This window comes from Sanguibacter sp. TS_SC_8 (assembly GCF_055361235.1).
This window is the reverse complement of sequence record NZ_CM143955.1, coordinates 768,273-794,516: the sequence shown is the minus strand read 5'-3', so window position 1 is coordinate 794,516 and position 26,244 is coordinate 768,273. Positions and strand designations below refer to the sequence as shown.

Here is a 26,244-nt window from a genome sequence, read left to right as displayed (position 1 = left end):
CGGTTCGGAGGTGCCCGCACAGCGGGCCCGTCCGGGCCCGGGTCGTTCGGGCCCGGGTCGTTCGGGCCTGGGTCGTTCGGGCCTGGGTCGTTCGGGCCTGGTGCGTCAGAGCGCGGCTCGGAGGGCCGCCAGCAGGTCGGCCTCCTGGGTAGCTCGGCCGGCGCGGCTGACCTGGACCTCCACGACGCTGATGCCCGGTCGCGGCTGAGCGAGCAGCCCGGCGAGCACCTGCGCGTCGTCGACCCGGTCGTGGTGCACGCCGTACCCCGCGCAGAGCAACCCCAGGTCAGCCCCGTGCGGGGTGGCGAAGACCCGCTCGAACAGGTCCGCGTCCCCGGCCCGCCCGTGCTCGAGCCCGGCGAAGATCGCCCCGCCGTCGTCGTTGACCACGACGATCTGCAGCGTCACGGCCGGCTCGAAGGGGCCGCGCAGCAGCCCGCCGACGTCGTGCAGGAAGGTCAGGTCGCCGAGCAGTGCCCGCACCGGACCGCCGCCCCGGGCGCCTGGCCCGTGCGGGGCGACCTGCAGCCCGAGCGCGACGCCGATCGCCGTCGAGACAGTGCCGTCGATTCCGGCCAGGCCACGGTTGGCGACGACGGCCGGTGGCTCGGGCCACCGGGCCACGAGGTCGAGGTCACGGACGGGGCTCGAGGAGCCGATCACCAGGGTGTCCCCCGGTCCGCTCGCCGCGGCCACCGCTGCGGCGACGGCCAGCGCCGTGAGCCCTGCTGACAGGTCACCGGCCACCTGCCCGACGACGGCCGTCACGGCCCCCGACGCACCGCGCCAGCTCTCGAGGATGCGCTCGCTGCGCGGGTCGGGCGCGTCGGTGAGCCAGCCGGACGGGACGTGGTCGAGGACGAAGGAGGCGTTGCGGGCGGCGTCGGGCCACTGCTCGGCAGTCGCGGCGACGACGACGACCCGCACGTCGGGGCAGGCCAGCAGCTGCTGGACTGGCCGGGACAGGGTCGGGCGCCCGAGCAGGATCACCTGACGCACCTGGCCGGTGAGCGCGCTGGCCCCGAGCACGAGCCGGTGGGCACGGACGAGGTTCGGGCCCCCCGCGGCCCCCGAGGAGGCCTCGGCCAGCAGCGGCCAGCCGCGCGCCTCGGCCAGCGCCCGGGCCACCGGACCGGCGCCGTCCCCCGCCACGACCACGGTCGCCGGCTCGGCGTCCAGGCGGAGCTCGTCGATGAGCGGGTCGGTGGCCGCCCGGGTGCGCGCGAGCACCGTCCCCAGCCCCTGCCCGAGGCCCGTGGGCCCGTCGTCGTCGACGGGGTGCGCGGCTCCCTGACGGCTGGTCTGCGCGTCGGGGTCGACCGCGGCGGCCCGGTCCTGGGGACCGGGTGCCAGCGGCTCCCGGTAGGCGAGGTTGAGGTGCACCGGCCCCGGGTGCAGGGTGCGCGTGCCCGACGCCGCGGCGACCGCGCGGGTGAGGACCGCACGCAGGTCCCGCAGCTCCTCGGGCCGTCCGGTGGGCGCGGGGACGTCGACGGCCAGCCGGGTGGCCGGGCCGAAGATGCCCACCTGGTCCCCGGTCTGGTTGGCGCCGGTCCCGCGCATCTCGTGCGGGCGGTCGGCCGTGAGCAGGAGCAGCGGGACCCCGCTGTGATGGGCCTCGAGCACCGCGGGCAGCAGGTTGGCCACCGCCGTGCCGGAGGTGGTGACCACGGCGACCGGGGTCGCGAGCGCGCTGCCCGGGACGGCGCTGCCGGTGAGGGCGTCGCTCCGGCCGGCGCGCAGCTGCCCGGCCCGGGCCAGGCCGAGCGCGAGGAACCCGGCGTCGCGCTCGTCGATGCGCACGTGCAGGCGGATGAGCGGGGAGCTCCCGCCCGGCACCGTGTGACCGGCGGCCGCGGCGAAGGCGTAGGCGAGCGGCGCGCTGCGCGAGCCGGGCGCCAGCACGACGTCGCGCACGCCGAGCCGGGCGAGGGAGCGTACGAGGTCGCGGGCTGCCGCGACGGACGGGGCGGTGGTCACAGGGTGGGTTCTCCTGACGGGGTCCGGCGCGCCTGGGCCAGGACGGCGACGCGGGCGGCGCGCTGCTCCCAGCGCTGGGCGACGAGCGGATCGAGCCGGTGGGCGTCGGTCGCGGCGAGGCTCGCGGCGTCCGGGACGGGGCGGCGGACCTCGATCATCCCGTCGACCGGCAGCAGGGGGTCGGGGACGGTGTCGCGGACGAGCAGCTGGGAGGTCGCCAGACCGCAGGCGTGGTCGAGGCGGGGCAGCGCCGCCGCGAGCGCCAGCCCCGCGGCCAGCCCGACCGAGCTCTCCAGCGCGGAGGAGACGACGACGGGCAGGTTGACCTGCTCGGCGAGGTCCAGGCATGCCTGGACCCCGCCGAGCGGCTGGACCTTGAGCACGATGATGTCGGCCGCCTGCGCCCGGACCACCGCGAAGGGGTCTTCAACGCGCCGGATGGACTCGTCCGCCGCGACCAGCACCGATGCCCGACGCCGGACCTCGGCGAGCTCGGGGACGGAGGCGCAGGGCTGCTCGACGTACTCGAGCCCGCCGGCCGCCCGGTCGAGCAGCCGCAGGCGGGCGACCGCGGTCTCCACGTCCCAGGCGCCGTTGGCGTCGATCCGGATCGTCCCGGTCGGGCCGAGCGCATCGCGCACCGCCTCGAGCCGGGCGATCTCCTCGCTGGCCCCTTGGCCGCGCTCGGCGACCTTGACCTTGGCGGTGCGGCACCCCCCGGAGGCCAGGACGATCTGGTGGGCGCGCTCTGGGTCAGTCGCCGGGACGGTCACGTTGACCGGGATGTGGGTGCGCACCGCCGGGGGCCATCCCACGTGGGCGGCCTCCCACGCCGCGAGCCACCAGGAGACCGACTCGGCGTCGTCGTAGTCCCAGAAGGGGGAGAACTCACCCCAGCCGGCGGGGCCGGCGAGCAGCACGCCGTCGCGGACCTCGATGCCGCGAAAACGCGTGGTCAGGGGCGTGGAGTAGACGTTCACCACCCCAGGTTAGGCGGTCGGGGTGCCCGGCGCGGGAAGGGACGGCGTGGAAGGACCGGTGCGCCGGATGGAACCGGGTGGGCCCGGCTGCATCCGGCGTTCCGGCTACCAGGTGTCGGAGTCGTCCTCTTCCACGACCGCGGGAGCCACCACCTGCGACCGGGAACCGGCCCGGGCGGACGCGCCGAGCGCAGCGGTCTCCTCCTCGTCCTCGAGACCGGGGACGATGAACCCGCCGGAGGAACGCTGGCGACCAGACCTGCCCGCACCGCCAGCGCCACCGCCCATGCCGCCGCCGCCCATGACGGCGTTGGTGCCACCGGTCCCGGCGCCCGAGACACCCGGGACCCCCGCGCCACCGGCCGTGCGAGCACCGCCAGCGCCACCGCCGGCAGTGCCGCCGGCTCCTGCCGTGCCCGGTGCGCCCGCCGCTGATCCGCTGAGACCTCCGGAGAGCCCCCGAGCCCCGCCTGAGGACGCGGTCGAGCTGCGTCCACCGGCCACCCCTGCTCCTCCGGTCGTGGCTCCACCCGTCGTTCCGGGCAGTACCCCCGTGAGCCCGCCGGCCCCGGCGCGCCCGGCCACCATGCCTGCGCCTCCGGCCAGCGCGCTCCCGCCGAGGGCGCCCACCCCGGCAATCCCTCCCGCTAGTCCCGTCTGCCCTCCGGCGTGGGCACTGCCGGAGCCGGATCCCAGTCCGCCGCCGCTCCCGGTTCCAGTCCCGGGCCAGCCGCCACCGATCGGGCCACCGCTGCCGTTGACGCCCGGAATGGTTCCGGTCGATCCGCCATCGACAGACACCTGGCCGCTGCCGGTGGAGCCACCGCCGGACCCCGTGCCTCCCCAGCCGGGTCCGACGCCGCTGCCACCGGTACCGCCTCCCGAGCCGGTGGACCCGAAGACCGAACCGGAGCCGGATCCGCTCGAGTTCGTGCCGGACCCGCTCGGGGTGCCGGAGGAACCGGCGGAGCCGGTCCCCCCGGATACCTGACCGGACGGGGAGGTGCCCTCGAGGGTCGGGTGTGACCACTGGTAGGGCTCGACGCCGTCGTTGTAGGACCGCGGGACGCGCCCGACGGGCGGCTGGGCACCGGGGGCGGTCCCCGCCGGATCGACGATGGGATCGGCGGTGAGACGTTCCTGGATGCTCGCCGCGGACTCGATCGCCGTCGTCATGGCGGCGTTGAGCGTGGACAGCGCGGTGGCCGCCGCGGTATCCCGTGCCGGGTTGGTGACCATCGTCGTTCTGGGGAAGAGCGGTTCCGGCTTTTCCCACGGCAGCGGTTGCGTCACGAACGGGCTCGGTTTCTCCCAGGGCAGCGGGTCTGCCTTCACCGTGATGAGCTCGGGCGGGAGAGCCTCATAGGCGGTGCGCGCGGTGGACACCGAGGTCTTGACCGTCTCGAGCACGGTCTTCACCTCGAGGATCGTCGGCTCGTGCTCGGCAAGCTTCTTCGCGGTCGCTGTCAGCGCCTCGCTCGCTGCCGTTGCCGACTCCCCCTCCCAGCCGGGCTCGGCCGCGATCTTGTTGAGGACGTCCACGAGAGCACCGATCTGCTGTGAGGCCTGCAAGAAGCCTCCCTCGTCCCAGTAGATCTCACCAGTTCCCCTGGACTCGACGTTCTGCAGGACACTCTCGTTGCTTCCCGGTGACACCATGGCCGCGGGTCCTCTCTCTCGTTCGGGGGTGCTGGGACTGGCCGACCAGACACGGGTCTCGCGGTCCTACCGTCAGGCGATGGTCTGGCCACGGACGCCCATGAGCGTGGGAGGCGGGGTGGGAGTCACCCGCTGCTCCTTGTTGAGCTGGAGGTTGTCGATGGCCGCGAAGTCCTCGGCGATGGACGTGTTCGAGGCATAGAGGGTCGTGGCCGTGTCCCGGAAGACGCCGATCACCAGGTCGAGGTTGTCCTGGGCGTCCTTGAACAATCCGGCGACCGTGGAGGCGGTCGCCACGTATTTCTGGTTGAAGACCGTACAAGAAGGGACAGCTGTGAAATAGTCCGACTGGGCGCCCGCGGTACGCACGATGTCGTCCAAGCTCTCCTTGACGCGAACAAGGTCGTCATAGACGTCTCGGATCTGCCGGATCCGGTCAGCGACCAACTCCTCGCTGAAGACCACCTGTTCCATGTTGGTTCCTTAGTCCGAGGCCCGGATTCCCCCGAGCAAAGCGGGCAATGCGCCATGTGACACCTTAGAGCGCCGCCGGCACCCAGTCATCCATCTCGGGTGGGGAGTTGTACCCACCCACTTCACCCAAATGCACCCGACCCATAGGATCGTCTCCGGCGACCAGGATGCTGGGACCCATTCACCTCTGGCGTTCTTGGAAGGACCTCCCGTGCACGCACCCCGGTCACACATCCGCTCCACCGCGACGACCGCCGTCGTCTTGGCCTTGGCCGGCGCCCTGACGCTCACCGCGTGCACCACCGAGGCATCACCGAAGGTGAGCTCCTCCGCAGCGACCACGACCGCGCCCGCCGAGCCCTCACCCACCACAGAACCCACGACTGAGCCCACCCCCGACGGCCCACCGGTCTTCGAAGCCGGGACCGCGACACCCACCGAGGCCAAGACCGTCACCGGCACCGGCCCGGCCACCATCAACTTCAGCATCGAACCGATGTTCCCGGTCTGGCAGTTCACCTGCGCCGACTGCACCGGGGAGGTCGCTGTCGACCTCCTGGCCGCAGAACCTCACGTACCTATGTGGCGCACCACCGGGCCCGTCGACGGCGCCTGGCTGTCCGCCCCGGGCGGAGGCATCACCAAACCCAACAGCATCGGCGTCGAGGCCAACGGCACCTGGACCTTGACCATCGCCGACGTCTCCACCCTGCCCACCACCAGCGGACCACACAGCGGACACGGCCCAGCAGTCCTCAAGTTCGACCAGACCGCCACCCAGCTCGACTACACCTTCACCCCCTACGACGAGTGGGACTTCGCCGTCATCCACACCTACGACGACCTCTCCCGTGGGATGGACAGAGAAGCCATCCATGGCACCACCTCCGGCACCCTCGACATCCCCCTCCCCGCCACCGTCTTCATCGCCGCAGCTGGGGACTGGACCATCACCCCGCGGTAGCCGGTTGAGGATGGCCGACCGCGCGACCTGTGCGATCCAGCCCGCCGCACGACCACCCCCGCTGCTCAGCCTCAACCTCAGATTGGGTCCACCCGTGCATGCACCCCGGTCACACTCCCGCTCCACCGCGACAGCCGTAGTCGCGCTGCTCCTGGCCGGCGCTCTGACGCTCACCGCGTGCACCACCGAGGCATCACCGAAGGTGAGCTCCTCCGCAGCGACCACGACCGCGCCCGCCGAGCCCTCACCCACCACAGAACCCACGACTGAGCCCACCCCCGACGGCCCACCGGTCTTCGAAGCCGGGACCGCGACACCCACCGAGGCCAAGACCGTCACCGGCACCGGCCCGGCCACCATCAACTTCAGCATCGAACCGATGTTCCCGGTCTGGCAGTTCACCTGCGCCGACTGCACCGGGGAGGTCGCTGTCGACCTCTTGGGCGCAGAACCTCACGTACCTATGTGGCGCACCACCGGGCCCGTCGACGGCGCCTGGCTGTCCGCCCCGGGCGGAGGCATCACCAAACCCAACAGCATCGGCGTCGAGGCCAACGGCACCTGGACCTTGACCATCGCCGACGTCTCCACCCTGCCCACCACCAGCGGACCACACAGCGGACACGGCCCAGCAGTCCTCAAGTTCGACCAGACCGCCACCCAGCTCGACTACACCTTCACCCCCTACGACGAGTGGGATATCGCCATCATTTTCGCCTACAACGACCTAGGCCACTCGATTGCCCTGGAGCCGATCCACGGCACCACCTCCGGCACCGTCGACATCCCCCTCCCCGCCATGGTCTTCGTCGACGCCGACGGCGACTGGACCATCACCCCGCGATAGCCGGTCAAGGACGTGCGGCGCACGAGTCTCAACCCCGCAGCGCCGGTGTGCTCAGTGTTGCGCGGAGCAGGTCGATCGCCGTCGACCGCACGTCGAGTCCTTCGCTCAGCGCGGTGATCGCTGCGCCGTCGACCATGGCGATGGCCACCGACGGGGAGATCCGCAGTCCGCACCGCTCGATGATCGAGCTGACCGCAGCGGTCAGAGCGGACCGACCAGAACCGCCGCCGATCGCCCCCAGACTGCGCCCCGAGCCGGCCAGGTGCTCGTAGTGCCCGCGGATGGCCATTTCGTTCCCCTCCGGGAGGATCGCGTCCACGAGGAGGCTGGCTCGCTCGTCGGGCGTCAACGGTCCGTTCGCCCGCGCTCCCACCGCCACCGCGTGGGCGGCCCACCGGTCCACGAGCACCCGACCTGCCTCAGCGACAAGGGCGCCGAGAGAGTCGAAGTAGTACGTCGTCGCCGCGAGCGGGACGCCCGCCCGCACGGCGATACGTCGATGCGTGAGCTCTGCGGGACCGCCCTCCAGCAGGAGGTCCACCGCAGCCTCGACGATGGCAGCCCGGCGCACGGTTCCGCGCGCACGCAGGCCCGGGCGGCTGGCGGTGCGGACGACGGGTGCTTCGATCATGCCCGGACGCTATCGACCTCATGTGACGGGCAAGAGGCGCCGATGTGTTCGGCATGTTTCGTGCTACGGCGTGTCGAGGACGTCCCCGTCGCGGATGCGCCCGATCGCGGTGGGGGGCCGAGCCCTAGCCTCAGGTGGGGAGGCCATCAAGGAAGAGTCTCTTCCGACTGCTGCCATCGTGACTCCGTCCCAAAGAGGGACAACTTACGCGGAAAGTCAACTAGCCTCCAGGCAGCAGGACCGAGCATCGTCGAGCACAACAACGAGCAGGAACTCCATGAGTAGCACCGTCACTCCCGGAAAGCTCACGACGTGCGCCGACCGGCTCACAGAGGCAGCCGACGCCACCAGCACCTTGACTGATGGACCCAGGCTCCCCACCGTGCCACGACGACTCGCTCTCACGGGGTCCGTGATCGTCGCCGTGATGCTTCTGACCCACTGCTCACTCACTCAGGAGACTTCATCCATGCTCAAGGACCGCCCCTCCCTAGAGGAGGTCCTCGTCCAGTACGAGGCGATGCACGAGGACATCTACACCAGCCTGGAAGCAGAGCTGGGCCCTCGAGAGTGGGCACCGGTCTCGCTGCGCAACCGGGCTTTCTGCGAAGAGGACGAGCCCGGAGAGAGGGCCTTCATGCGCAGTCAGGGCTTTGACGGTGTCTACGACGCCGCGGACTGGCAGCGCTCGGTCGAGATCGTGACCGAAGTGGGCAGGCGACACGGGTTCACCGAGGTCCGCACGGTCATCGACCGACCGGGTGACATCGAGATCACCGGTCAGGACCAGTACGGCGGCACCTTCCTCTACGGCATGGCCGTCAACACGCTGTTCTCGATGAACACCGGCTGCCACCTCCCCTAAGGTGGTCGGATGAGCGCACTCCCCCCCATGGTGTCCCTGACCTTCGAGCCCGAGCGGTGGCGCGTCGTCGCCGGCTTCGAGGGTCTCACCGACATCACGTACCACCGCGGCGTCGACCGGACCGGCCACGTCGAGCGGGACCTGCCGGTCGTCCGGATCGCCTTCCACCGCCCCGAGGTGCGCAACGCCTTCCGCCCGCACTCCGTCGACGAGCTCTACCGGGTGATGGACCACGCCCGGATGACCTCCGACGTCGCCGCGGTCATCCTCACCGGCAACGGCCCTAGTGCCAAGGACGGCGGCTGGGCTTTCTGCTCGGGCGGTGACCAGCGGATCCGCGGGCGGGACGGCTACCGGTACACCACGGACGACGCCTCCGGCCAGGCCGCGCAGACGGCGGACCACATCGACCCCGCCCAGGCCGGGCGGCTGCACATCCTCGAGGTGCAGCGCCTCATGCGCACCATGCCGAAGGTGGTCATCGCCGTCGTCAACGGCTGGGCGGCGGGCGGCGGGCACTCCCTGCACGTGGTCGCGGACCTGTCGATCGCGAGCCGCGAGCACGCCCGGTTCAAGCAGACCGACGCGAACGTCGGGTCCTTCGACGCCGGCTACGGCTCGGCGCTGTTCGCCCGCCAGGTCGGCCAGAAGCGCGCCCGGGAGGTGTTCTTCCTGGCCCGGGAGTACTCCGCGCAGGACGCCTACGAGTGGGGTGCGGTCAACGAGGTGGCCGACCACGCCGACGTCGAGAACCTCGCCCTCGAGTACGCGCGGATCATCGCGACGAAGTCGCCGCAGGCGATCCGGATGCTCAAGTTCGCCTTCAACCTGGCCGACGACGGGCTGGCCGGCCAGCAGGTCTTCGCCGGGGAGGCGACCCGGCTCGCGTACATGACCGACGAGGCCGTCGAAGGACGCGACGCCTTCCTCGAACGCCGCGATCCCGACTGGTCGGGCTTCCCGTACTACTTCTGAGGCGCCGACCAGCAGGTCAGCTCGCCCCGAGGAGCGTCCCGACGACGTCGATCACCGCACGGCCGAAGTAGGCCGCGGCGAAGGTCGCCACGAGGAGCGCTCCGAAGGCCAGCAGGACAGGGACGACCGAGGCGGCCTTGCTCGGCTCGTCCGGGTGGTGGATGTCTGGGTGGTGGGTGAAGGTTGCCATACCTCAAGGATGCGCGAGCACGCCGCCTTCGCACGTCGGGCCCGAGGTGGGTTCCCCGCCGCGGCGGGTCATCCGGTGGGCTGACCGGCCCGGGACGGTCTCCCCCCACCGGATGAGCCGGCTACGCGCAGGAGCCCGTCCGGCGCAGCGGTCAGCTCGTGGTGACCGAGCCGCTGCTCACCGGCATGAGCTCGACCCAGGTGTTGCCCGGGGCCAGGGTGATCGGCGTGCCGTCCGCGGCGGTCAGGGAGAACGGCGTCGCGGCGTCGGGCTTGGTCCAGGTCGCGGCGACGGACTTGCCTCCCGAGGCGACGACGGCCTCACCCGAGCCGGTCACCTCGGTCTCGGGGACCGGCGACCCGGCCGGGTCGGTGTACGGGGTGTTGAACAGGCTCACCTTGAGCACCACGACGTTCTTCGCAGACAGCTGCGCACCGGTGGAGGACACCGCCGGGGTGGTGCCCTCCGAGCGCAGGAAGGTGCCCGAGGCTGCGTCCCAGGCCCAGGTGGGCCGGCTCGAGGCAGACATGACGACGGCGATCGTCGAGGTCGGTGCGCCCGTGGCGGCCGCGGTCGCGGCGGCGGCGTCGGTCGCGAAGAGGAACTCCCCCTTCGGGGAGTCCTGGTGCGTCGCGTCGGCCTGCTCGAGGAAGGTCGCTGGAGTCCCGAAGACGTTGTGCGGGGCCTTGCGGTCCTTGGTCCGGTAGAAACCGGCACTCCCGGCGTCGTGGCTGATCACCTGGAGGCCCACGTCACGCACCGACTGGACGAAGGGCGGCTGCCCGCCCGAGAAGACCATCAGGCCGGCGAGCGGGGCGATGATGTTGGAGTCCATCGGACGCACGGACCGGATCGGGCCCACCGCCTCGGGGACCTGGGAGTGGTAGACCGCGATGTAACGGGTGATGCCACCCTCGACGATCTCCTCCCACACCACGTCGGAGAACTCCAGACCGGTCTGGGGCCGCGCCTCGCGGGAGTTCTCGATCTTGATCGCGAGCGCCGGACGGTTGACGAGCTCGGCCGAGGGGACCCCGGTCAGCGCCCAGGTGGTCGGCAGAACCGGCTCGGGCGCCGCGGACTTGTCCGCGGTCGCGTCCGTGGTGACGTCCACGGTCGCCGCGGGTCCGGGCGGCTCAGGGTCGGACGAGCACCCCGCGACGAGCAGGCTCGCCGCGACCACGGACGCCGCGAGCGCACCCCAGGACGTGCGGGGGCGCACGGGCGATCCAGCAGTCGGCACGCTGTGGGTTCGCAGCACGGGGGTACTCCTCAGGTCGGGACGTTCGGTCGGGCTGTGGCGCGGGCCGGCCAGGATCTGGACAGGTCGAGACCACCCTAGAGGCCGATCTACGCTCATCTGGTGACCGGCACACCCCAGAGCGTACAGATTCCCGCCCCCGGCCCCGCCCCGCGGTCCGTCGATGAGGTCCGCGCCCAGGTCGCGGCCGCGCTCGCGGCACCGGACGGGTCCCCGCTGGCGCAGCTGCGTGTCCCCACCTCCGGATCGACCGGTCAGCCCCGTCTGGTGGTCCTGTCCGCACGGGCCGTACGGGCCTCGGGGGAGGCGACCGCGACGCGGCTGGGCGGGCACGGCCAGTGGCTGCTGGCCCTGCCGACGACGCACGTCGCCGGGCTCCAGGTGGTCGCCCGATCGGTCCTGGCGGGGACCACCCCCGCGGTCATGGACCTGCGGGACGGCTTCAGGTCGCAGGCCTTCGCCGCCGCGTCGGCCCGGCTCACCGGCCCCCGCCGGTTCACCTCGCTCGTCCCCACCCAGGCGCACCGCCTCGTCGAGGACGCCCGCACCGGCTCCCCCGCCGGTCTGACGGCCCTGGCCGGCCTCGACGCCGTCCTGCTCGGGGGCGCGGCGCCCGCCCCGGCGCTGCTCGCCGCACTCGCCGGCGCCGGCGTCCGGGTCGTGACCACCTACGGCATGAGCGAGACGGCCGGCGGCTGCGTGTACGACGGCGTCCCGCTCGACGGCGTCCGGGTGGCGGTCCGCGAAGGACGCATCGAGATCGCCGGGCCCGTCCTCGCCGACGGCTACGCCGACGGCTACGCCGACGACGACGCGGCGACCGCACAGGCCTTCGTCATGGACACCGCAGGAGTGCGGTGGCTGCGCACCAACGACGTCGGCGTCGTGGAGACCGTCGACGGCGTGGACCGCCTCACGGTCCTGGGTCGCGGCGACGACGTGCTCATCACCGGTGGGGTGAACGTCGCCCCCGCTGCCGTCGAGGCGCTGCTGACCGGCGCCCACGGGATCGCCCAGGCGTGCGTCGTCGGGCTCGCAGACCCGGAGTGGGGCACGACCGTGGTCGCGGTGGTGACCCTGGCGGCAGGATCGGCAGGAGCGGAGCCCGACCCGGAGCGCCTGCTCGCGCAGATCCGCCCGCACGTCACCGATATCCTGGGGGCACCAGCCGCGCCGCGTCACCTCGTCATCGTCGCCGAGCTCCCCCAGCGCGGACCGGGGAAGATTGATCGTCACCGTGTCGCGACCGTCGCGGCGCAGCAGCTCGGGGTGACCGGGCCTGTGACCACCAACTGATCGGAGCTCCATGGCAACGCCTTCTGAGTGGCTCGCGGGCGCCCGCCCGCGGACCCTGCCCGCTGCCGCATCGCCGATCCTCGTGGGTTCGGGTGCGGCCGCACAGGTCGACGGCTTCGCCGTGGTGCCGGCCGTCCTGGCTCTGCTCGTGGCGCTCGCGCTGCAGGTCGGGGTGAACTACGCGAACGACTACTCCGACGGGGTCCGGGGCACCGACCTCGACCGGGTCGGCCCGCTGCGGCTGACCGCCGCCGGCATCGCCCGACCCTCCCAGGTGAAGATGGCCGCGTTCGCGGCCTTCGGGGTGGGTGCCGTCGTCGGCCTGGCGCTCGTGGTCGTCTCGGGACACTGGTGGCTGCTCGCGGTCGGGGTCCTCTCGATCGCCGCCGGGTGGTTCTACACCGGCGGGTCCAAGCCCTACGGGTACCTCGGTCTCGGTGAGGTCGGGGTGTTCGTCTTCTTCGGCCTGGTGGCCGTGCTCGGCACGACGTACACGCAGATCGACCGGGTCACCACTCCAGCGGTGCTCGGCGCGGTCGCAGTGGGTCTGCTGGCCTGCGCGATCCTCATGGCGAACAACATCCGGGACATCCCGACCGACGCCGTGGTCGGCAAGCGCACCCTCGCGGTGCGCCTGGGTGACCATCGCGCCCGGCGGGCCTACGTCGCGCTGATCTGGCTGCCGCTCCTGCTCGGCGCGCTGTGCGCCTTCGCCAACGGGTGGGCGGTCATCGTGCTGCTCCTCACCTTCCCCGCGGTGCTGCTGAGCATCCCGGTGCTCGCAGGGGCGCGCGGGCGCCTGCTCATCCCGGTGCTCGCCGCGACCGGGATGTACGAGCTCGCCTTCGCGATGCTGCTCGGGCTCGGCCTGGCGATCTGAGGCGGTGCGGCGGTCTGGGGCGGCGCGGTCCCGCTAGGGCCGGGGCTCGGCGCCCGGCTCGGGCTCGGCGTCGGGCGCGGTCTTGGCTGGACCGGGGCGGGCGCCGTCGACGACCGAGTCGACCGCCGAGTCCTCGAGCGTGGCGTCGTCCTCGACCGCCCGGCTGAACCGTTCCCCGGTCACCTCGCGGTTCGTCTTGCGGCTCGCGAGATACACCGCCGCGGCCTCGCGCTGCTTGGCGAGCAGCAGGTAGGACACCATGAGCGCGAGCACGATCGCGACGACGGGAAGCAGCAGGTCACGCAACCCGAAGGCGTAGAGGATCACGCCGAGGACAAGGATGAGGGCCAGTCGGAGCACGGAATAGATGAGGAAGGGCACCGTCTCAGCGTAAGCGCATAGGGTGGAGAGATGCTCCGCGTACTCGCACTCGTCTCAGCCTTCGCTCTGCTCGTCTACGCCCTCGCCGACTTCGCCAACAGCGACGAACGCGACCGTGGCGGGATCCCCGGCTGGCTGTGGGCCGTGATCATCATCCTGCTGCCGTACTTCGGACCGTTGTCCTGGATCGTGTTCAGCCGATCCCGTCGCCGCCAGTCCGCCGGGCCGGGCTACCCGTCGGCCGGTCGCACCCCTCGCGCCCGCCGTCGCCCCAGCGGTCCGACCGCGCCCGACGACGACCCGGAGTTCCTCTGGCGCCTCGCCCAGGAGCAGCGCAACCAGGCGCGCCCCGCCGCCTCCGGCCCCGTCACCGCTGACGGGACGCCGGACGACCAGGACCACCCGCACCCGGATTCTTCCCAGCAGGGTCAGACGGGCCAGACGAAGCCGGGTCAGACAAAGCCGGGCCAGACCGGCAACAACGGCCCGACGCACCACGACCAGCCCCACGAGGACCAGGGCCCGGACCCCGTCCTCCCCTGACCGTCACACCAGCAAAGCCCCCTCCCCACGCCCAACCCCAACCCCAACCCCAACGCAGCGTGAGACGGGGCGGAGCCGGGCGGGCCTCGCCGGGGCGGAGGCAGGCCGGAGCCCGGTCGGGACCGGTCGGGGCTGGCGGGACCGGCCGGGGCTGGTGGGACCGGCCGGGGCTGGTGGAGGTGACTACTTGGCGCTGGGGGCGTTCTCAACTCCGGAGTAGGAGTGCAGGCCGCTGAAGAGGATGTTCACGCCGGTGAAGTTGAACAGCACGCACGCGTAGCCCACGAGGACGAAGTACGCCGCGCGGCGCCCCGACCACCCACGGGTGGTGCGGGCGTGCAGGTAGGCCGCGTAGACCACCCAGACGATGAAGCTCCAGACCTCCTTGGGGTCCCAGCCCCACGGGCGGCCCCACGCGCTGTCGGCCCAGATGGCCCCACCGATGATGGTGAAGGTCCACAGCACGAAGCCGACAGCGTTGAGTCGGAAGCTCAGCGCCTCGAGGGCGACCGGGTTGGGGATGGCGTCGAGGAAGCGCCAGTTGAAGAACTTGCCCGCGGCGACGGTGCGGCCGCGGACCACGGTGCCCTCTCCGTGCAGCAGCGTCGAGCCGTTGTCGCGGGAGTCCCGCAGCAGCTGCAGCGCGCTGGCGGCGAAGGCGATGGTGAACACCGCTGTCGCGATCACCGCGACCCCCACGTGGATGACCAGCCAGTAGTGACGCAGCGCAGGCTGGACCTCGTCCGCCTCGGCGTGGAAGGCGGTCAAGGCGACCATGAGGAAGGTCACCACGAGGAAGGTGACGATCACGCCGAGGAACCGGACGTCGAGCTTGAGCTGGAGCAGCAGGAAGATCCCGACCGCCACGAAGGTCCCGGTGAGCCAGAACTCGTACATGTTGGCCCACGGCGCGTGACCGGCGGCGACGCCGCGGGTCACGACGGCGACCGCGTGGATGCCGAAGCCCAGCCACAGCGTCGACATCGCGATGCCCAGCGCCTTGCTCCGGCGCCGCCCGCCCTCGGGGTCGGCGGGGAAGGCCGCCGACCTGGCCGCGGTGGCCGGCGTGCCGGCTCCCGCCTCGGCGCCTACGGCTGCGGGGACGCGTGCGCGCTGGTCGGCCCTGCGCTGCCCGATCGCGTCCGAGACCTGCGAGAGGTCCATCGCGAACGCGATCATGGCGACGGTGTACGCCGTCGCGGCTCCCCAGGCTAGGAGATCGCTGATCTCAGAGAGGTTCATCGGACGGCCTTTCACGAGCGGGACTGGTGGGAGCTGAAGCTTCGGGTGGGTCGGTGTCGGTGCCGGTGTCGGGGGGCGCGGCCGCAGGCTGCGGGTCGAGGCGTCTGAGCGCCTCGACGAGCCCGTCCACCTCGCTCTGCAGGCCCATGTCGTCGCCCCGCGCCAGGGCGGCCACCTCGACCACTGTACGAGGGTTCTCCCCGCCCGGCTCCTCCGTGCGGGTCCGCAGCCAGACCCGTCGGCGCGGGGTGAACAGCGAGATCGAGACGCCGAGCAGCGCGGTCAGCGAGAACACCAGCACCCACACCAGGGAGGGGTCGTAGCGCAGGTCGAGGGCCACGAAGCGGGGCAGCTCGCTGAACTCGATGGTGCCGAGCCCGTCCGGGAGGTCGACCGTGGTCCCCTTCCCGACGACGAGCGTCACCGGGGTCCCGTCCTCTTCGACCGACTGGGTCATCTCGTCGGTCTGGAGCCGGTAGACGTTCTGCGGGATGCCGTCGTCGAGGCCGAGGTCGCCGTGGAAGACGGTGAGCACGAGCGCGGGGTTGATCGGGTCCGGGAAGATCGAGCGGGCGCCGTTGTCGGTGATCTCGGCCGTGGGCAGGAAGTACCCGACGAGGCCGATCTGGTCCCCGGTCGAGACGTCGGGCACCTTGATGACACCCTGGGAGGTGTACACGTCGTCCTCGGGCAGGAACGGGACGGGACCGGAGAACGCGATCTCGCCCGCGGCGTCGCGCACGGTGACGTGGGGGGCGTAGCCGTTGCCCTGGAGGTAGATCTTCGCGCCGGCCTGGCTCAACGGCTGGTTGACCTTGATGGTCTCTGCGCGGGTGGACCCGTCGGTCTCGCGGACGGTGACCGACGCCGTGAAGTCCTGCGCCTTGGCGTCGGTGATGCGGAACGTCGACTCGAAGGAGTCGAGCGTCATCGAGAACGGCTGCAGGGAGTCCTCGGTGAACAGCGCGCCCTTGTCGAAGGTGTCGTACTCCACGACGGAGTTCGCGAAGCCGCGTCCCTCGGTGATGATCACCTGACCGCGGTACTCGAGCAGCTGACCGGCCCCGAAGGAGACGAGCAGGCCGAGCAGGGAGATGTGGAAGAGCAGGTTCCCGCTCTCGCGCAGGTAGCCGCGCTCGGCGGCCAGCGTCCGCGCGCCGTCGGGCTCGGTGGCGGTCACGACGCGGAAGGTGGGCAGGCCGAGGAAGCGTCGGCGCAGGTGGGTGCGGGCCGCGGTGGTGACCGCGTCGGCGTCGGCAAGCGCGGCGTCGAGCTCGAGCCGGCCCGTGGCCGGGAACCTGTTGAAGCGGCGCGGGGTGCGCGGCGGGGCGCCGCGCAGGTTGTGCAGGTGCGCCTTGACGCGCGGCAGGATGCAGCCGATGAGGGAGACGAACAGCAGGATGTAGATCGCGGAGAACCACACCGAGGAGTACACGTCGAAGAAGCCCAGGCGGTGCAACCACTCGCCCAGGGTCGGGTTGTCGCGCAGGTACTGGGCCACCTCGGCCGGCTTCTGCGAGGTCTGCGGGAAGATGGATCCGGGCACGGCCGCCACGGCGAGCAGCATGAGCAGGAACAACGCCACGCGCATCGAGGTCAGCTGGCGCCAGACGAACCTCGCCAGGCCCTTCGCCCCGATCTGGGGGGCCGTCACGGTGGGGGCGTCGGTGCCCGCGAAGGAGTCGTCGATGCCCTCGGGGCGGTAGGACCTGTCCTCCGGGGTGGTGCGGGCCTTGCCTGCATCGGGACTACCAGGAGCGCCGGGAGCGCCGGGGTCGTTGCGGGCCACTAGATCACCGTCCCGGTTCCGCCGATGAACCCTTGCATGGCGCGGCTCCACTGTCCCCAGAGCCCGGTCACCAGGGCCAGGCCGATGAGCACGAGCATGGTGCCACCGATCCGCATGATCGCCAGCCGGTGACGCTTGAGGAAGGCCAGCCCGCGCTTGGTGCTCTGCGCGCCGAGCGCGATGAGCAGGAACGGCAGCCCGAGCCCGATGCAGTAGCAGACGGCGAGCAACCCACCGCGCAGCGCCGAGCCCTCGGTGAGGGCCAGGGCGTTGATCGCGGTGAGGGTCGGGCCCAGGCACGGGGTCCAGCCCAGCCCGAAGACGAAGCCGAGCAGCGGCGCGCCCCACAGCCCCGCCGTCGGGCTCACGTGCATGCGCCGTTCCCGCTGCAGGAACGGCATGGCGCCCAGGAAGGCCAGGCCCATGAGGATGACGACGACGCCGAGCACCCGCATGAGCATGTCCTCCCAGCGCACCAGGGCGGACCCGATGGTGCCCGCGAGCACGCCGATCGAGACGAAGACGAAGGTGAACCCGGCGATGAACAGGCTCACCCCCAGGACGACGCGGCCCCGGCCGGTCGCCGTCGTGGTGCCGGTGGCACCCCGCGGGCCGGCGGCGCGGCCTGGACCGCCGACGGACGCGGCCGAGAGTCCACCGACGAAGCCGAGGTAGCCGGGGACGAGCGGGAGCACGCACGGCGAGGCGAAGGAGATGAAGCCGGCGAGCAGCGCGACCGGGATGGCCAGCAGCATCGACCCGCTGAAGATGGTGGTGCCGACCGAACCGGCGATGCTCGCGACCACCTGTACAGGCTCGGTCAGCAGGAGGGATGCGGACACGACGGGGTCAGGCCCCCGGGGTCTCGGCGAGCACGTCCTCGACCAAACCGTCCAGGGTCGTCGCGTCGACCTCGCCGAGCACGCGGGCGGCGACCCGGCCCTGGCGGTCGAGGACCACGGTCGTGGGGACCGCCTGGACCGGGACGACCGTCTGCAGGGAGGCGATGACCGACCCGTCGGTGTCGGCGATGCTCGGCCAGGTGATGGCGTGCTCACGCTCGAAGGCCAGCGCTGTCCCGGCGTCGTCGGTCCCGTTGATGCCGATGAGCTGCACTCCGTCGACGGCGCGCGCGGTGGCGACCTCGAGCAGGGCGGGCGCCTCGGCACGGCACGGCGGGCAGGCCGCGTACCAGGTGTTGAGGACGACGACGTCGCCGGCGAACTGCGTCGAGTCGACCGGGGCGCCGGAGAAGTCGGTGCCGGTGAGCGCGACGGCCTCGCCGCGGTCGGAGGCGGGCCACGTCCGCAGGCTCCCGTCACCGGAGAGGTAGCCCTGGTCGGCGACGTCGCCGGGGTTGGTGTTCCCGGACTCCGAGGCGCACGAGGTCAGTGTCAGCGCGAGAGCCACGGCCGCCAGCAGGGTGCGCCGCAGCACCGGCCGGGAGGCCGGTCGGGGTGCACGGGCGGCAGGTGCGGCGGGCGCGGCGGGCGCCAGGTGGGATGCAGAGAACACCACGCCACTATCCCCTCTGCGACTGGGAGAACTCTGAGAAGTGCGGCCTTGCCACCTGTGACCTGCGCGACGTCGGCGACTCAGGCCCCGGCGCCCTTCTGGGCACCGGGGAGCAGGTCGGCGGCAGGCTCGGTGTAGTGCAGGCCGACCAGCCGGTCGCCGTCGAACCGCAGCGAGGTGACTGAGGCGAGGGCGCACTGGCGCTTGCGGGGGTCGTGCCACAGGCGCTTGTTCTCGAAGGCCTGACGCGCGATCCAGATCGGCAGCTGGTGGCTGATCAGCACGGCCTCGTGGCCTTCTGCCTGCTCACGGGCGGTGTCGACGGCCGCGTGCATCCGGGCGACCTGCTCCTTGTACGCCTCGCCCCAGGAGGGACGGAAGGGGTTGATCAGGTGCGGCCAGTGCTCGGGGTGGCGCAGCGAGCCGTCGCCGACGCCGAAGGTCTTGCCCTCGAAGTAGTTGCCTGCCTCGATCAGGCGCTCGTCGGTCCCGAGCTCGAGCCCGAAGGTCGCCGCGATCGGGGTTGCCGTCTCCTGTGCGCGCTGCAGCGGGGAGGCCGTCACCACGGTGACGTCGAAGTCTCCGGCGCCGAAGTGGTCCGCGACGCGCTGCGCCATCTGGTGGCCCAGCTCGGAGAGGTGGTACCCGGGGATGCGCCCGTAGAGGATCTTCTCGGGGTTGAAGACTTCGCCGTGACGGATGAGGTGGACTGTCGTGGTGGCCATGGCGAGAAGTCTCCCAAACTTCTGACCGGTTGAGCGCATCGGCTCAGTCCCGGCACGCCGCCGAGACTCGCACCATTGCCTCGCCGAGCACCGTGAGCTGCTCCGCGGAGAGGACGTCGACGAGGTACCGGCGCACCGAGCGCACGTGCTTCGGGGCGGCGTCGACCAGCACGGCGTACCCGGCGTCGGTGAGGACCGCGTTGATGCCCCGGCCGTCGACGGCACACGACTCCCGGGTCACCAGGCCGCGTTCCTCCAGGCGCCGCACGGCGTGGGTGACCCGGCTCCGGGAGTGGGAGAGGCTGTCCGCGAGGTGAGACATGCGCATCGTCCAGGCGGAGCTCTCTGAGAGCCGAACGAGGACCTCGTACTCGTTGAGGGAGAGGCTCGAGTCGCCTTCGAGGTCGCGGGTGAGCGCCTCGGTGAGGCGGGACGCACCTTCGAAGAACGCCCTCCAGCTGATCTGCTGGCCGTCCGAGAGCCACGGGATCTCGGGAGTTTCGGTTGCCATGGACGTATCTCCCCCTGCCTGGGTCGCCGCGCCGACACTGCGTAAGGCTACCTCCCGACCATATCCCCCTTGACCTCGCGATACCGCTGATTTCGGCGTTCGCCGCGAATCTCACGGGAAACTGATACGGCCAGACACTTGCGCGGACCCCCGTTTGTATGTTGAACTTTCAACTATTGAAGGTGATAGTTTTTCTTCGTCACCCGCAGACCGTCCGCACCGCACCGCACACCCCAGGAGCCCCTCATGACTGCAACCGCCTCGACCACCCTCCCCGCCGGCCTCGTCGCCGGTACCTACAACGTCGACGCCAGCCACTCGAGCGCATCGTTCACCGTGCGCCACGCCGGGATCTCCAAGGCACGCGGCACCCTGGCCATCACCGAGGCCGTCATCACCGTCGGAGACGACATCGAGAGCTCCACCGTCACCGCCGTGATCGACGCGGCCTCGGTCAACACCGGCAGCCCCGACCGCGACGCACACCTGCAGAGCGCCGACTTCTGGGACGCCGAGAAGAACCCCACCTGGACCTTCGTCTCGACCTCGGTCCAGGCTGACGGTGACGACTTCGCCGTCACCGGCGACCTCACCCTCAACGGAGTGACCCGCTCCGTCGTCCTGGACACCGAGTTCTCCGGCACCGCAGTGGACGCCTACGGCAACCCGCGCGCAGGCTTCGAGGCCAAGACCGAGATCTCCCGCAAGGACTTCGGCCTGACCTGGAACGTGGCCCTCGAGGCCGGCGGCGTCCTGGTCAGCGACAAGGTCAAGATCGCCCTCGACCTCTCGGCCATCAAGGCCTGACTCTCGACCCCGGTGCGGGGCCCCGCCCCGCACCGCCCCTGTTCCCCCGTCGACTGCATGAATCTGCACGCGCACCCCCGGGCGCGTCCGGATTCGAGCACTCGGCGGGGGTTCGTCGTGTGCGGGGTCAGGGCTGGCTGCGGGTGTGGGTGTGGAAGGCGAGGATCTGGAGCTCGCTGCCCAGGTCGACCGAGCGCAGCTCGACGCCGGGTGGGACCTGCAGCGCACGAGGAGCGAAGTTGAGGATCTCCCGCACACCGGCGGCCACCACGGCGTCGCACACGGCCTGGGCGCCCTCGCCCGGAACGGCGATGACCACGATCACCACCCCTCGCGCGGCGAGCTCGTCGGCGAGCCGTGCCGAGTCCTCGACCACCACCCCGGCCACGACCGTGCCGATGACCTCCGGTGCGCTGTCGAAGAGGGCCGCGACCGTGAACCCCCGTGGGGCGAAGCCGGAGTAGTTGGCCAGGGCGTGCCCCAGGTTCCCGACCCCCACGATCGCCACGGGCAGGTCCTGGGCGACTCCCAGCGCCGACCGCACGCGCTCGCGCAGTCGCCCCACGTCGTAGCCCACGCCGCGGGTGCCGTGCGACCCGAGGTGGCTGAGGTCCCGGCGCAGCTGGGCAGGCCCCACCCCGGCGAGCTCGGCGAGCTCCGCCGACGACGTCACGGTCACGCCGCGCGCGGCCAGGTCGCCGAGCACCTGCAGATACCCCGGGAGGCGTTCGATGCTCGCCTGCGGGACGGCGCGGGGACCGGTCCCGGGCCCCGCGTCAACGCCCCCCGGGGAGGTCATGGCGTGAGCAGCCGCGTCAGGCGCGCCTCGTCGATGCGCCAGAAGCCCTGCTGCACCCCGTCCACCACGACGACCGGGACGTGCTCGCCGTAGCGGGCCTGCAGCTCGGGTGAGGTGTCGACGTCGATCGCCGCCCACCCGGTCCCGGTCGCGGCGCAGACCCGGGCCACGACCTCCTCGGCGGTGGTGCACAGATGGCACCCGACCCGGGTGTAGACGAGCACCCGTTCACCTGCTCGCAGTTCGGCGTTCATGCTCCCAACCCTAGAGGTCTGACTACAGTGGGTGTGTGCCCACCGACAGGACTGACCTCGAGACCGGCGACGAGATGGCCGAGGCCGCGGGCGGAGCCGTCCTTCAGAGCGCACTCGCCCGGACCGAGCTCGCACCCGACGTCGCCCGCCCGATCGCCGCCTTCTTCGACGTCGACAACACGATCATCCGGGGCGCCAGCTCCTTCCACCTGGCCCGGGCGCTGTGGCAGCGGGGCTTCTTCCGCAAGCGGGACATCTTCAACTTCGCCTTTCAGCAGGCCCGCTACCAGCTGGTCGGGGAGACCAAGGCCCAGATCGACGAGGTCCGGTCCCGCGCACTGTTCCTCATGACCGGGCACTCCGTCGCCGAGGTCGTCGCGATCGGCGAGGAGGTCTACGACCAGGTGCTCGCGCTGCGCATCTTCCCCGGCACCCAGAAGCTTCTCGACGCCCACATCACTGCCGGTCACCAGGTCTGGTTGGTGACCGCGACCCCGGTGGAGATCGGCGACCTCATCGCCCGGCGGCTCGGCGCGAACGGCGCCCTGGGCACCATCGCCGAGCACGAGAGCGGGCACTACACCGGTCACCTGGTCGGCGACATGATGCACGGCCAGGCCAAGGCCGACGCCGTCCAGGCCTTGGCGGCCCGCCTCGACATCGACCTCGCGGCGTCCTCGGCGTACGGCGACTCGATGAACGACGTCCCGCTGCTCTCGACCGTGGGCCATCCCTGCGCGATCAACCCCGACCCGCGCCTGCGCAAGCACGCCAAGACCATCGGCTGGCCGGTCCGGGAGTTCCGGGGCCGACGCCGCGCGGCCAAGCGGGGTCTCAAGACGGCGAGCTGGGCCGGGCTCGCCTGGGCGGGTGGGCTGGCGCTGCGCTCGGCCACCCGGTCGGTGCGCCACCGCCTCGACGGCTAGCCTCGACGGCTAGCCTGGACGGCGCCTGGACGGTCAGCTCATGAGCTGGGCCGCGACGCCGCCGAGCACGCCGCCGACCACCGGTCCCACGACCGGGACCCAGGCGTAGGCCCAGTCGCTGCTCCCCTTGCCGCGGATCGGGAGCAGGGTGTGGGCGATCCGCCCGCCGAGGTCGCGCGCGGGGTTGATCGCCCAGCCGGTCACGCCGCCGAGCCCGAGGCCCACACCGAGCACCGTCAGCGCGACCCCGAGCGGCCCCAGCTCGGACGGCGTCAGCGCGAGCTGGAGCAGCACGAACACGAGGACGAAGGTGGCTACTCCCTCCCCGAAGGCGTTGCGCCCCAAGGACCGGATGGCCGGTCCGGTGGCCATGGCCGCGAGCTTGTCGTGGGCCACCGGGTGCGAGTCGAAGTGCGCCCGGTAGACCGACCAGGCCACGACGACCCCGCAGATCGCGCCGACCAGCTCACCCGCGACGTAGGCGACCGTGGTGACTGCCGTGATCGTGATGCCCGGTGCGTACTCGCCGGGCCCGCCCGGGACGAAGGACCGCGCGAGCATCCCGAGCGTCATCGCCGGGTTGAGGTGCGCGCCGGAGGCATGGGCGACGTGCACGCCCGCGAAGACCCCGAGCGCCCACCCGAGAGCCACCATGAGATAGCCGCCGCCCGTGCCGAAGGTCCGGGCCAGGGTGACGTTCGCCCCGACCCCGACACCCAGCGTCATGAGGACACCGGTCCCGGCGATCTCGGAGACCAAGATCTGGCCCACCTGGCCGATCTGACCGACGTCTCCCACGTGTGCTCCAAGGTTCGTTCCCGCACGTCAGACCAGCACCGGTGGCGGGAGCGCCCGGTCGTGGTCCCTGTCTACCAAACGATGAGGCGCCGAACGTAGGACGATTAGCCGACAGCTGCCACGAGCTCCTGCTCGGTCTGGGCGACCGGCCAGCCGTCCTCGGTCCAGGCGAGCTCACGGACCGCGAGCTGGAAGTCCCCGCCGAGGTCTGCGTCGTAGTAGTGGAAGGCCAGGTAGACCGACTCGCCCAGCTGGTAGACCGACTGACCGCCGGGGCCGACCATCGCGCCGTCGGTGGCCAGCAGCGCCGTCCCGCCATCGGTGAGCAGCGGCACGCCGTCGGCGTCCAGGTAGGGACCGGCCGGGTCCTGGGAGCGCCCCACGGCCATGTTGTAGGTGCTCGCGGTGCCCTGGCAGCAGGAGTCACGGGAGAAGAAGAGGTAGTACCACCCGTCCCGGGAGAGCACGTAGGGCGCCTCGATCGCGTTGGTCGCGGTGCCACGGTCAGCGAGGTGCACGGCCTCGGTGGTGCCGCGCGGCTGCTCGGGCGTCGCCCCGACAGGCTTGCCGGAGGGCCACTCGAGCTCGACCATGAACAACCCGTCCCAGAAGGACCCGAACGCCATCCACGGTGTGCCCTCGGCATCGGTGACGATCCCCGGATCGATGGCGTTGTAGGGGGTGCTGCCGTCCGAGCGCCACACCTCCCCCTGGTCGACCCAGCGGTATCCGGGGGCGTCGGGGTCGAGCGTGGTGTTCGTGTACAGGCCGATCAGCGACGTGTTGGAACCGAAGGTGGACGCCGAGTAGTAGGCGTAGTACGTCCCCTCGTGCTCGGTGACCTCCGGCGCCCAGAAGTTGTCGACGCCGGTGATGATCTCGCGCGACCAGTACGGCTCGTCGGCGGCGGTCCACAGCTCACCGACGTGCTCCCAGGTCGCTCCCGCGTCGGTCGACCGGCGGATCTGCGGTGCGCCCAGGGCCACCCGACCGTCGCCGGTGGAGAAGACGTACCAGACGTCGTCATCGGCGGCCTCGGTGCCGGCGTCGTCGACGATCAACGCCGGGTCGTGGGTGCGCAGGTCGCCGGAGACGGCCACCTCGGTGGCTGCGGGGCCGACGTCGGGCACGGCTGCGGCGTCGGGCGAGGTGGAGCACGCGGCGAGGGCGAGAGCGATGCAGGACGCGGCGAGCGCCGCGGTCGCGCGGGGACGGAGGGACACGGCGGCAACCTCTTTCGGATGTGCGTCCGGCCCGCCCTCCCCCGTGGGGTGGGCGGGCCGGACGCGGCGGGCGGACGGATCAGGCCAGGCGGAGCATGTTCCACGACACCGGCGGCACCTCGACGGTGAGCACACCGTCGACGACCTTGGCGGTGTCGTTGTCCCGCGGGAGGACCGACGTCGAGTCGTCCGCGGTCGCGGCCCAGGTGTGGTCCGGGTTCGACAGGCTCGTCGACTCCACGACCTCGAGGGTGCCAGTGCCAGAGGCGGTGAGCGCGCGCACGTCGACCGTGAGGACGGCCGTCTCGGTGAGGGAGCGGTTGACCGCGAAGATCGCGACTGCACCGGTGGCCGGGTCACGGGTGGCCACGGCGTCGGCCACCGGGACCTCACCGAAGCGGGCGGTGGCGTAGCTGGGGGACTCGATGCCGACCTGGAGCACGTCGCCGACGGCGTGCTGGGAGGCCTGGGCGAAGGGGTGGAAGATGGTCTGCTTCCAGGACCGCCCACCCGGCTCGGTCATGATCGGTGCGATGACGTTGACGAGCTGGGCCAGGGACGCGGCGTGCACGCGGTCGGTGTTGCGCAGCAACGAGATGAGCAGGTTGCCCACCACGACGGCGTCGGCCACGTTGTACTGGTCCTCGAGCAGGACGGGGGCGACGGGCCAGTCGTCACCCGTCGGCGGCTTGGACTCGGCACGCTTCTGGTACCAGACGTTCCACTCGTCGAAGGAGATGTTCACCCGCTTGGTGTGCTTGCCGGCGGCGCGCACGTAGTCGGCCGCGGCGGTCACGGACTCGATGAAGTGGTCCATGTCGACGGCGGAGGCGAGGAACGAGGCGAGGTCGCCGTCCTCCTCCCAGTAGTAGGCGTGGGCGGAGATGTAGTCGACGTGCTCGTAGGTCTCGGCGAGCACGGTCGCCTCCCAGGTGCCGAAGGTCGGCATGTCGGAGGAGGAGGACCCGCACACCACGAGCTCGATGGTCGGGTCGAGCAGGCGCATGGCGCGGGCGGTCTCGGCTGCCAGGCGGGCGTACTCCTCCGCCGTCTTGTGACCGATCTGCCACGGGCCGTCCATCTCGTTGCCCAGGCACCACATCGTGATGCGGTAGGGCTCCTCGTGGCCGTTCGCGCGACGCAGGTCGGAGAAGTGCGTGCCACCGGGGACGTTGCAGTACTCGAGCAGGTCGAGGGCTTCCTGGATCCCCCGGGTGCCGAGGTTGACGGCCATCATCGGCTCGACGCCGGTCTTGCGTGCCCAGTCCATGAACTCGTCCAGGCCCACGAGGTTCGGGTCGCTCGAGTGCCAGGCGAGGTCCAGCCGGGTGGGTCGGTCCTCGCGCGGGCCCACGCCGTCCTCCCACCGGTACCCGGAGACGAAGTTGCCGCCCGGGTAGCGCACGGTCGAGACGCCGAGCTCGCGGGTCATCTCGATGACGTCCTCACGGAAGCCGTTCTCGTCCGCGCTGGGGTGGGCGGGATCGTGGATGCCGGTGTAGACGCACCGACCCAGGTGCTCGACGAAGGACCCGAAGGTGCGACGGCGCACGGGTCCGACCGTGAACGCAGGGTCGAGGGTCAAGGTCACGGGAAGCATGGTTCTCCTAGGTGTGGCGCAGGTGCGGTCCTCAGGGACGGACCCGCCAATTTCTACATCGTTGTAGAGGAATCATGCACCAGTGCCCGCAGGGCCGTCAACATCCGCGCCCACATCTCCTGCTTACGA

The 26,244-nt window shown here is 71.5% G+C and carries 28 protein-coding genes; 9 read left to right on the top strand and 19 right to left on the bottom strand.

Annotated features, from left to right (window positions below; genetic code table 11):
* Positions 1–105 precede the first annotated feature (105 nt).
* From menD to ACWA15_RS03425, 4 genes are all read right to left on the bottom strand, one after another.
* Positions 106–1,980 (bottom strand): 2-succinyl-5-enolpyruvyl-6-hydroxy-3-cyclohexene-1-carboxylic-acid synthase, encoded by a 1,875-nt coding sequence (gene menD, locus ACWA15_RS03440; RefSeq protein ID WP_464058057.1) that lies wholly within the window; start codon positions 1,978–1,980, stop codon positions 106–108.
* Positions 1,977–2,963, bottom strand: coding sequence for an o-succinylbenzoate synthase (locus ACWA15_RS03435; protein WP_464058056.1), 987 nt, complete (start codon positions 2,961–2,963; stop codon positions 1,977–1,979). Before ACWA15_RS03435 ends, menD begins: the two co-directional genes overlap by 4 nt.
* Positions 2,964–3,065: 102 nt before the next feature.
* Positions 3,066–4,619, bottom strand: a complete 1,554-nt coding sequence (locus tag ACWA15_RS03430; protein WP_464058055.1) for a hypothetical protein — start codon at positions 4,617–4,619, stop codon at positions 3,066–3,068.
* A 72-nt stretch (positions 4,620–4,691) separates the two neighbouring features.
* On the bottom strand, positions 4,692–5,093 hold the full coding sequence (locus ACWA15_RS03425) for a hypothetical protein (RefSeq protein WP_464058054.1): 402 nt from the start codon (positions 5,091–5,093) through the stop codon (positions 4,692–4,694).
* 211 nt (positions 5,094–5,304) lie between these two features.
* On the opposite strand from ACWA15_RS03425, the gene ACWA15_RS03420 reads away from it, so the two are divergent.
* Both ACWA15_RS03420 and ACWA15_RS03415 read left to right on the top strand, forming a co-directional pair.
* Positions 5,305–6,057, top strand: a complete 753-nt coding sequence (locus tag ACWA15_RS03420; RefSeq protein WP_464058053.1) for a hypothetical protein — start codon at positions 5,305–5,307, stop codon at positions 6,055–6,057.
* A gap of 94 nt (positions 6,058–6,151) precedes the next feature.
* Positions 6,152–6,904, top strand: coding sequence for a hypothetical protein (locus ACWA15_RS03415; RefSeq protein ID WP_464058052.1), 753 nt, complete (start codon positions 6,152–6,154; stop codon positions 6,902–6,904).
* A gap of 28 nt (positions 6,905–6,932) precedes the next feature.
* Here ACWA15_RS03415 and ACWA15_RS03410 read toward each other — a convergent pair whose 3' ends face one another.
* Complete coding sequence (locus ACWA15_RS03410; protein WP_464058051.1) at positions 6,933–7,535, bottom strand: TetR/AcrR family transcriptional regulator; 603 nt, start codon at positions 7,533–7,535, stop codon at positions 6,933–6,935.
* 469 nt (positions 7,536–8,004) lie between these two features.
* On the opposite strand from ACWA15_RS03410, the gene ACWA15_RS03405 reads away from it, so the two are divergent.
* Together ACWA15_RS03405 and ACWA15_RS03400 are read left to right on the top strand one after the other, a co-directional pair.
* Positions 8,005–8,400, top strand: a complete 396-nt coding sequence (locus ACWA15_RS03405; RefSeq protein ID WP_464058050.1) for an LppA family lipoprotein — start codon at positions 8,005–8,007, stop codon at positions 8,398–8,400.
* 9 nt (positions 8,401–8,409) lie between these two features.
* Positions 8,410–9,375: a 1,4-dihydroxy-2-naphthoyl-CoA synthase gene (locus ACWA15_RS03400; RefSeq protein WP_464058049.1), complete on the top strand. Its 966-nt coding sequence runs from the start codon at positions 8,410–8,412 to the stop codon at positions 9,373–9,375.
* Positions 9,376–9,391: 16 nt separating this feature from the next.
* On the opposite strand, the gene ACWA15_RS03395 is transcribed toward ACWA15_RS03400, so the two are convergent.
* Both ACWA15_RS03395 and ACWA15_RS03390 read right to left on the bottom strand, forming a co-directional pair.
* Positions 9,392–9,565, bottom strand: coding sequence for a hypothetical protein (locus ACWA15_RS03395; protein ID WP_464058048.1), 174 nt, complete (start codon positions 9,563–9,565; stop codon positions 9,392–9,394).
* A gap of 151 nt (positions 9,566–9,716) precedes the next feature.
* Positions 9,717–10,826 carry a DUF3048 domain-containing protein gene (locus ACWA15_RS03390; RefSeq protein ID WP_464058047.1) on the bottom strand — a complete coding sequence of 370 codons (1,110 nt, stop codon included), beginning with the start codon at positions 10,824–10,826 and terminating at the stop codon, positions 9,717–9,719.
* 102 nt (positions 10,827–10,928) lie between these two features.
* Here ACWA15_RS03390 and ACWA15_RS03385 point away from each other — a divergent pair, with 102 nt between their 5' ends.
* Entirely contained in the window at positions 10,929–12,122 is a 1,194-nt protein-coding gene (locus ACWA15_RS03385) for an AMP-binding protein (protein ID WP_464058046.1), read from the top strand.
* A 10-nt stretch (positions 12,123–12,132) separates the two neighbouring features.
* Positions 12,133–13,002, top strand: coding sequence for a 1,4-dihydroxy-2-naphthoate polyprenyltransferase (locus ACWA15_RS03380; RefSeq protein ID WP_464058045.1), 870 nt, complete (start codon positions 12,133–12,135; stop codon positions 13,000–13,002).
* Between the two features lie 33 nt (positions 13,003–13,035).
* Here the strand turns inward: ACWA15_RS03380 and ACWA15_RS03375 are convergent, their stop codons facing one another.
* Positions 13,036–13,383 carry a DUF4229 domain-containing protein gene (locus tag ACWA15_RS03375; protein ID WP_464058044.1) on the bottom strand — a complete coding sequence of 116 codons (348 nt, stop codon included), beginning with the start codon at positions 13,381–13,383 and terminating at the stop codon, positions 13,036–13,038.
* A 30-nt stretch (positions 13,384–13,413) separates the two neighbouring features.
* Here ACWA15_RS03375 and ACWA15_RS03370 point away from each other — a divergent pair, with 30 nt between their 5' ends.
* Positions 13,414–13,926, top strand: coding sequence for a PLD nuclease N-terminal domain-containing protein (locus ACWA15_RS03370; protein ID WP_464058043.1), 513 nt, complete (start codon positions 13,414–13,416; stop codon positions 13,924–13,926).
* Between the two features lie 183 nt (positions 13,927–14,109).
* Here the strand turns inward: ACWA15_RS03370 and ccsB are convergent, their stop codons facing one another.
* From ccsB to ACWA15_RS03340, 6 genes are all read right to left on the bottom strand, one after another.
* A complete protein-coding gene (ccsB, locus tag ACWA15_RS03365; RefSeq protein ID WP_464058042.1) occupies positions 14,110–15,168 on the bottom strand; it encodes a c-type cytochrome biogenesis protein CcsB in 1,059 nt (352 codons plus the stop codon).
* Positions 15,155–16,957 (bottom strand): cytochrome c biogenesis protein ResB, encoded by a 1,803-nt coding sequence (gene resB, locus ACWA15_RS03360; RefSeq protein WP_464058041.1) that lies wholly within the window; start codon positions 16,955–16,957, stop codon positions 15,155–15,157. Before resB ends, ccsB begins: the two co-directional genes overlap by 14 nt.
* On the bottom strand, positions 16,957–17,712 hold the full coding sequence (locus ACWA15_RS03355) for a cytochrome c biogenesis CcdA family protein (RefSeq protein ID WP_464059399.1): 756 nt from the start codon (positions 17,710–17,712) through the stop codon (positions 16,957–16,959). The genes resB and ACWA15_RS03355 overlap by 1 nt, the downstream gene beginning before the upstream one ends.
* 94 nt (positions 17,713–17,806) lie before the next feature.
* A complete protein-coding gene (locus tag ACWA15_RS03350; protein WP_464058040.1) occupies positions 17,807–18,472 on the bottom strand; it encodes a TlpA family protein disulfide reductase in 666 nt (221 codons plus the stop codon).
* A gap of 80 nt (positions 18,473–18,552) precedes the next feature.
* Positions 18,553–19,197, bottom strand: coding sequence for a histidine phosphatase family protein (locus ACWA15_RS03345; RefSeq protein WP_464058039.1), 645 nt, complete (start codon positions 19,195–19,197; stop codon positions 18,553–18,555).
* A 43-nt stretch (positions 19,198–19,240) separates the two neighbouring features.
* Positions 19,241–19,708, bottom strand: coding sequence for a MarR family winged helix-turn-helix transcriptional regulator (locus ACWA15_RS03340; protein ID WP_464058038.1), 468 nt, complete (start codon positions 19,706–19,708; stop codon positions 19,241–19,243).
* Positions 19,709–19,954: 246 nt separating this feature from the next.
* Here ACWA15_RS03340 and ACWA15_RS03335 point away from each other — a divergent pair, with 246 nt between their 5' ends.
* The gene (locus ACWA15_RS03335) at positions 19,955–20,515 is read left to right on the top strand and encodes a YceI family protein (RefSeq protein ID WP_464058037.1); all 561 of its coding nucleotides are present in this window, start codon (positions 19,955–19,957) and stop codon (positions 20,513–20,515) included.
* Positions 20,516–20,642: 127 nt separating this feature from the next.
* Here the strand turns inward: ACWA15_RS03335 and ACWA15_RS03330 are convergent, their stop codons facing one another.
* Positions 20,643–21,314, bottom strand: a complete 672-nt coding sequence (locus tag ACWA15_RS03330; protein WP_464058036.1) for a redox-sensing transcriptional repressor Rex — start codon at positions 21,312–21,314, stop codon at positions 20,643–20,645.
* Positions 21,311–21,568 (bottom strand): glutaredoxin family protein, encoded by a 258-nt coding sequence (locus tag ACWA15_RS03325; protein ID WP_464058035.1) that lies wholly within the window; start codon positions 21,566–21,568, stop codon positions 21,311–21,313. Before ACWA15_RS03325 ends, ACWA15_RS03330 begins: the two co-directional genes overlap by 4 nt.
* 35 nt (positions 21,569–21,603) lie before the next feature.
* On the opposite strand from ACWA15_RS03325, the gene ACWA15_RS03320 reads away from it, so the two are divergent.
* Positions 21,604–22,494: an HAD family hydrolase gene (locus tag ACWA15_RS03320; RefSeq protein ID WP_464058034.1), complete on the top strand. Its 891-nt coding sequence runs from the start codon at positions 21,604–21,606 to the stop codon at positions 22,492–22,494.
* 33 nt (positions 22,495–22,527) lie between these two features.
* Here the strand turns inward: ACWA15_RS03320 and ACWA15_RS03315 are convergent, their stop codons facing one another.
* From ACWA15_RS03315 to arfA, 3 genes are all read right to left on the bottom strand, one after another.
* Positions 22,528–23,220 carry an MIP/aquaporin family protein gene (locus ACWA15_RS03315; RefSeq protein WP_464059397.1) on the bottom strand — a complete coding sequence of 231 codons (693 nt, stop codon included), beginning with the start codon at positions 23,218–23,220 and terminating at the stop codon, positions 22,528–22,530.
* A 176-nt stretch (positions 23,221–23,396) separates the two neighbouring features.
* Entirely contained in the window at positions 23,397–24,515 is a 1,119-nt protein-coding gene (locus ACWA15_RS03310) for an arabinan endo-1,5-alpha-L-arabinosidase (protein WP_464058033.1), read from the bottom strand.
* Positions 24,516–24,594: 79 nt separating this feature from the next.
* Positions 24,595–26,115 carry an arabinosylfuranosidase ArfA gene (gene arfA, locus ACWA15_RS03305; RefSeq protein ID WP_464058032.1) on the bottom strand — a complete coding sequence of 507 codons (1,521 nt, stop codon included), beginning with the start codon at positions 26,113–26,115 and terminating at the stop codon, positions 24,595–24,597.
* Positions 26,116–26,244 lie beyond the last annotated feature (129 nt).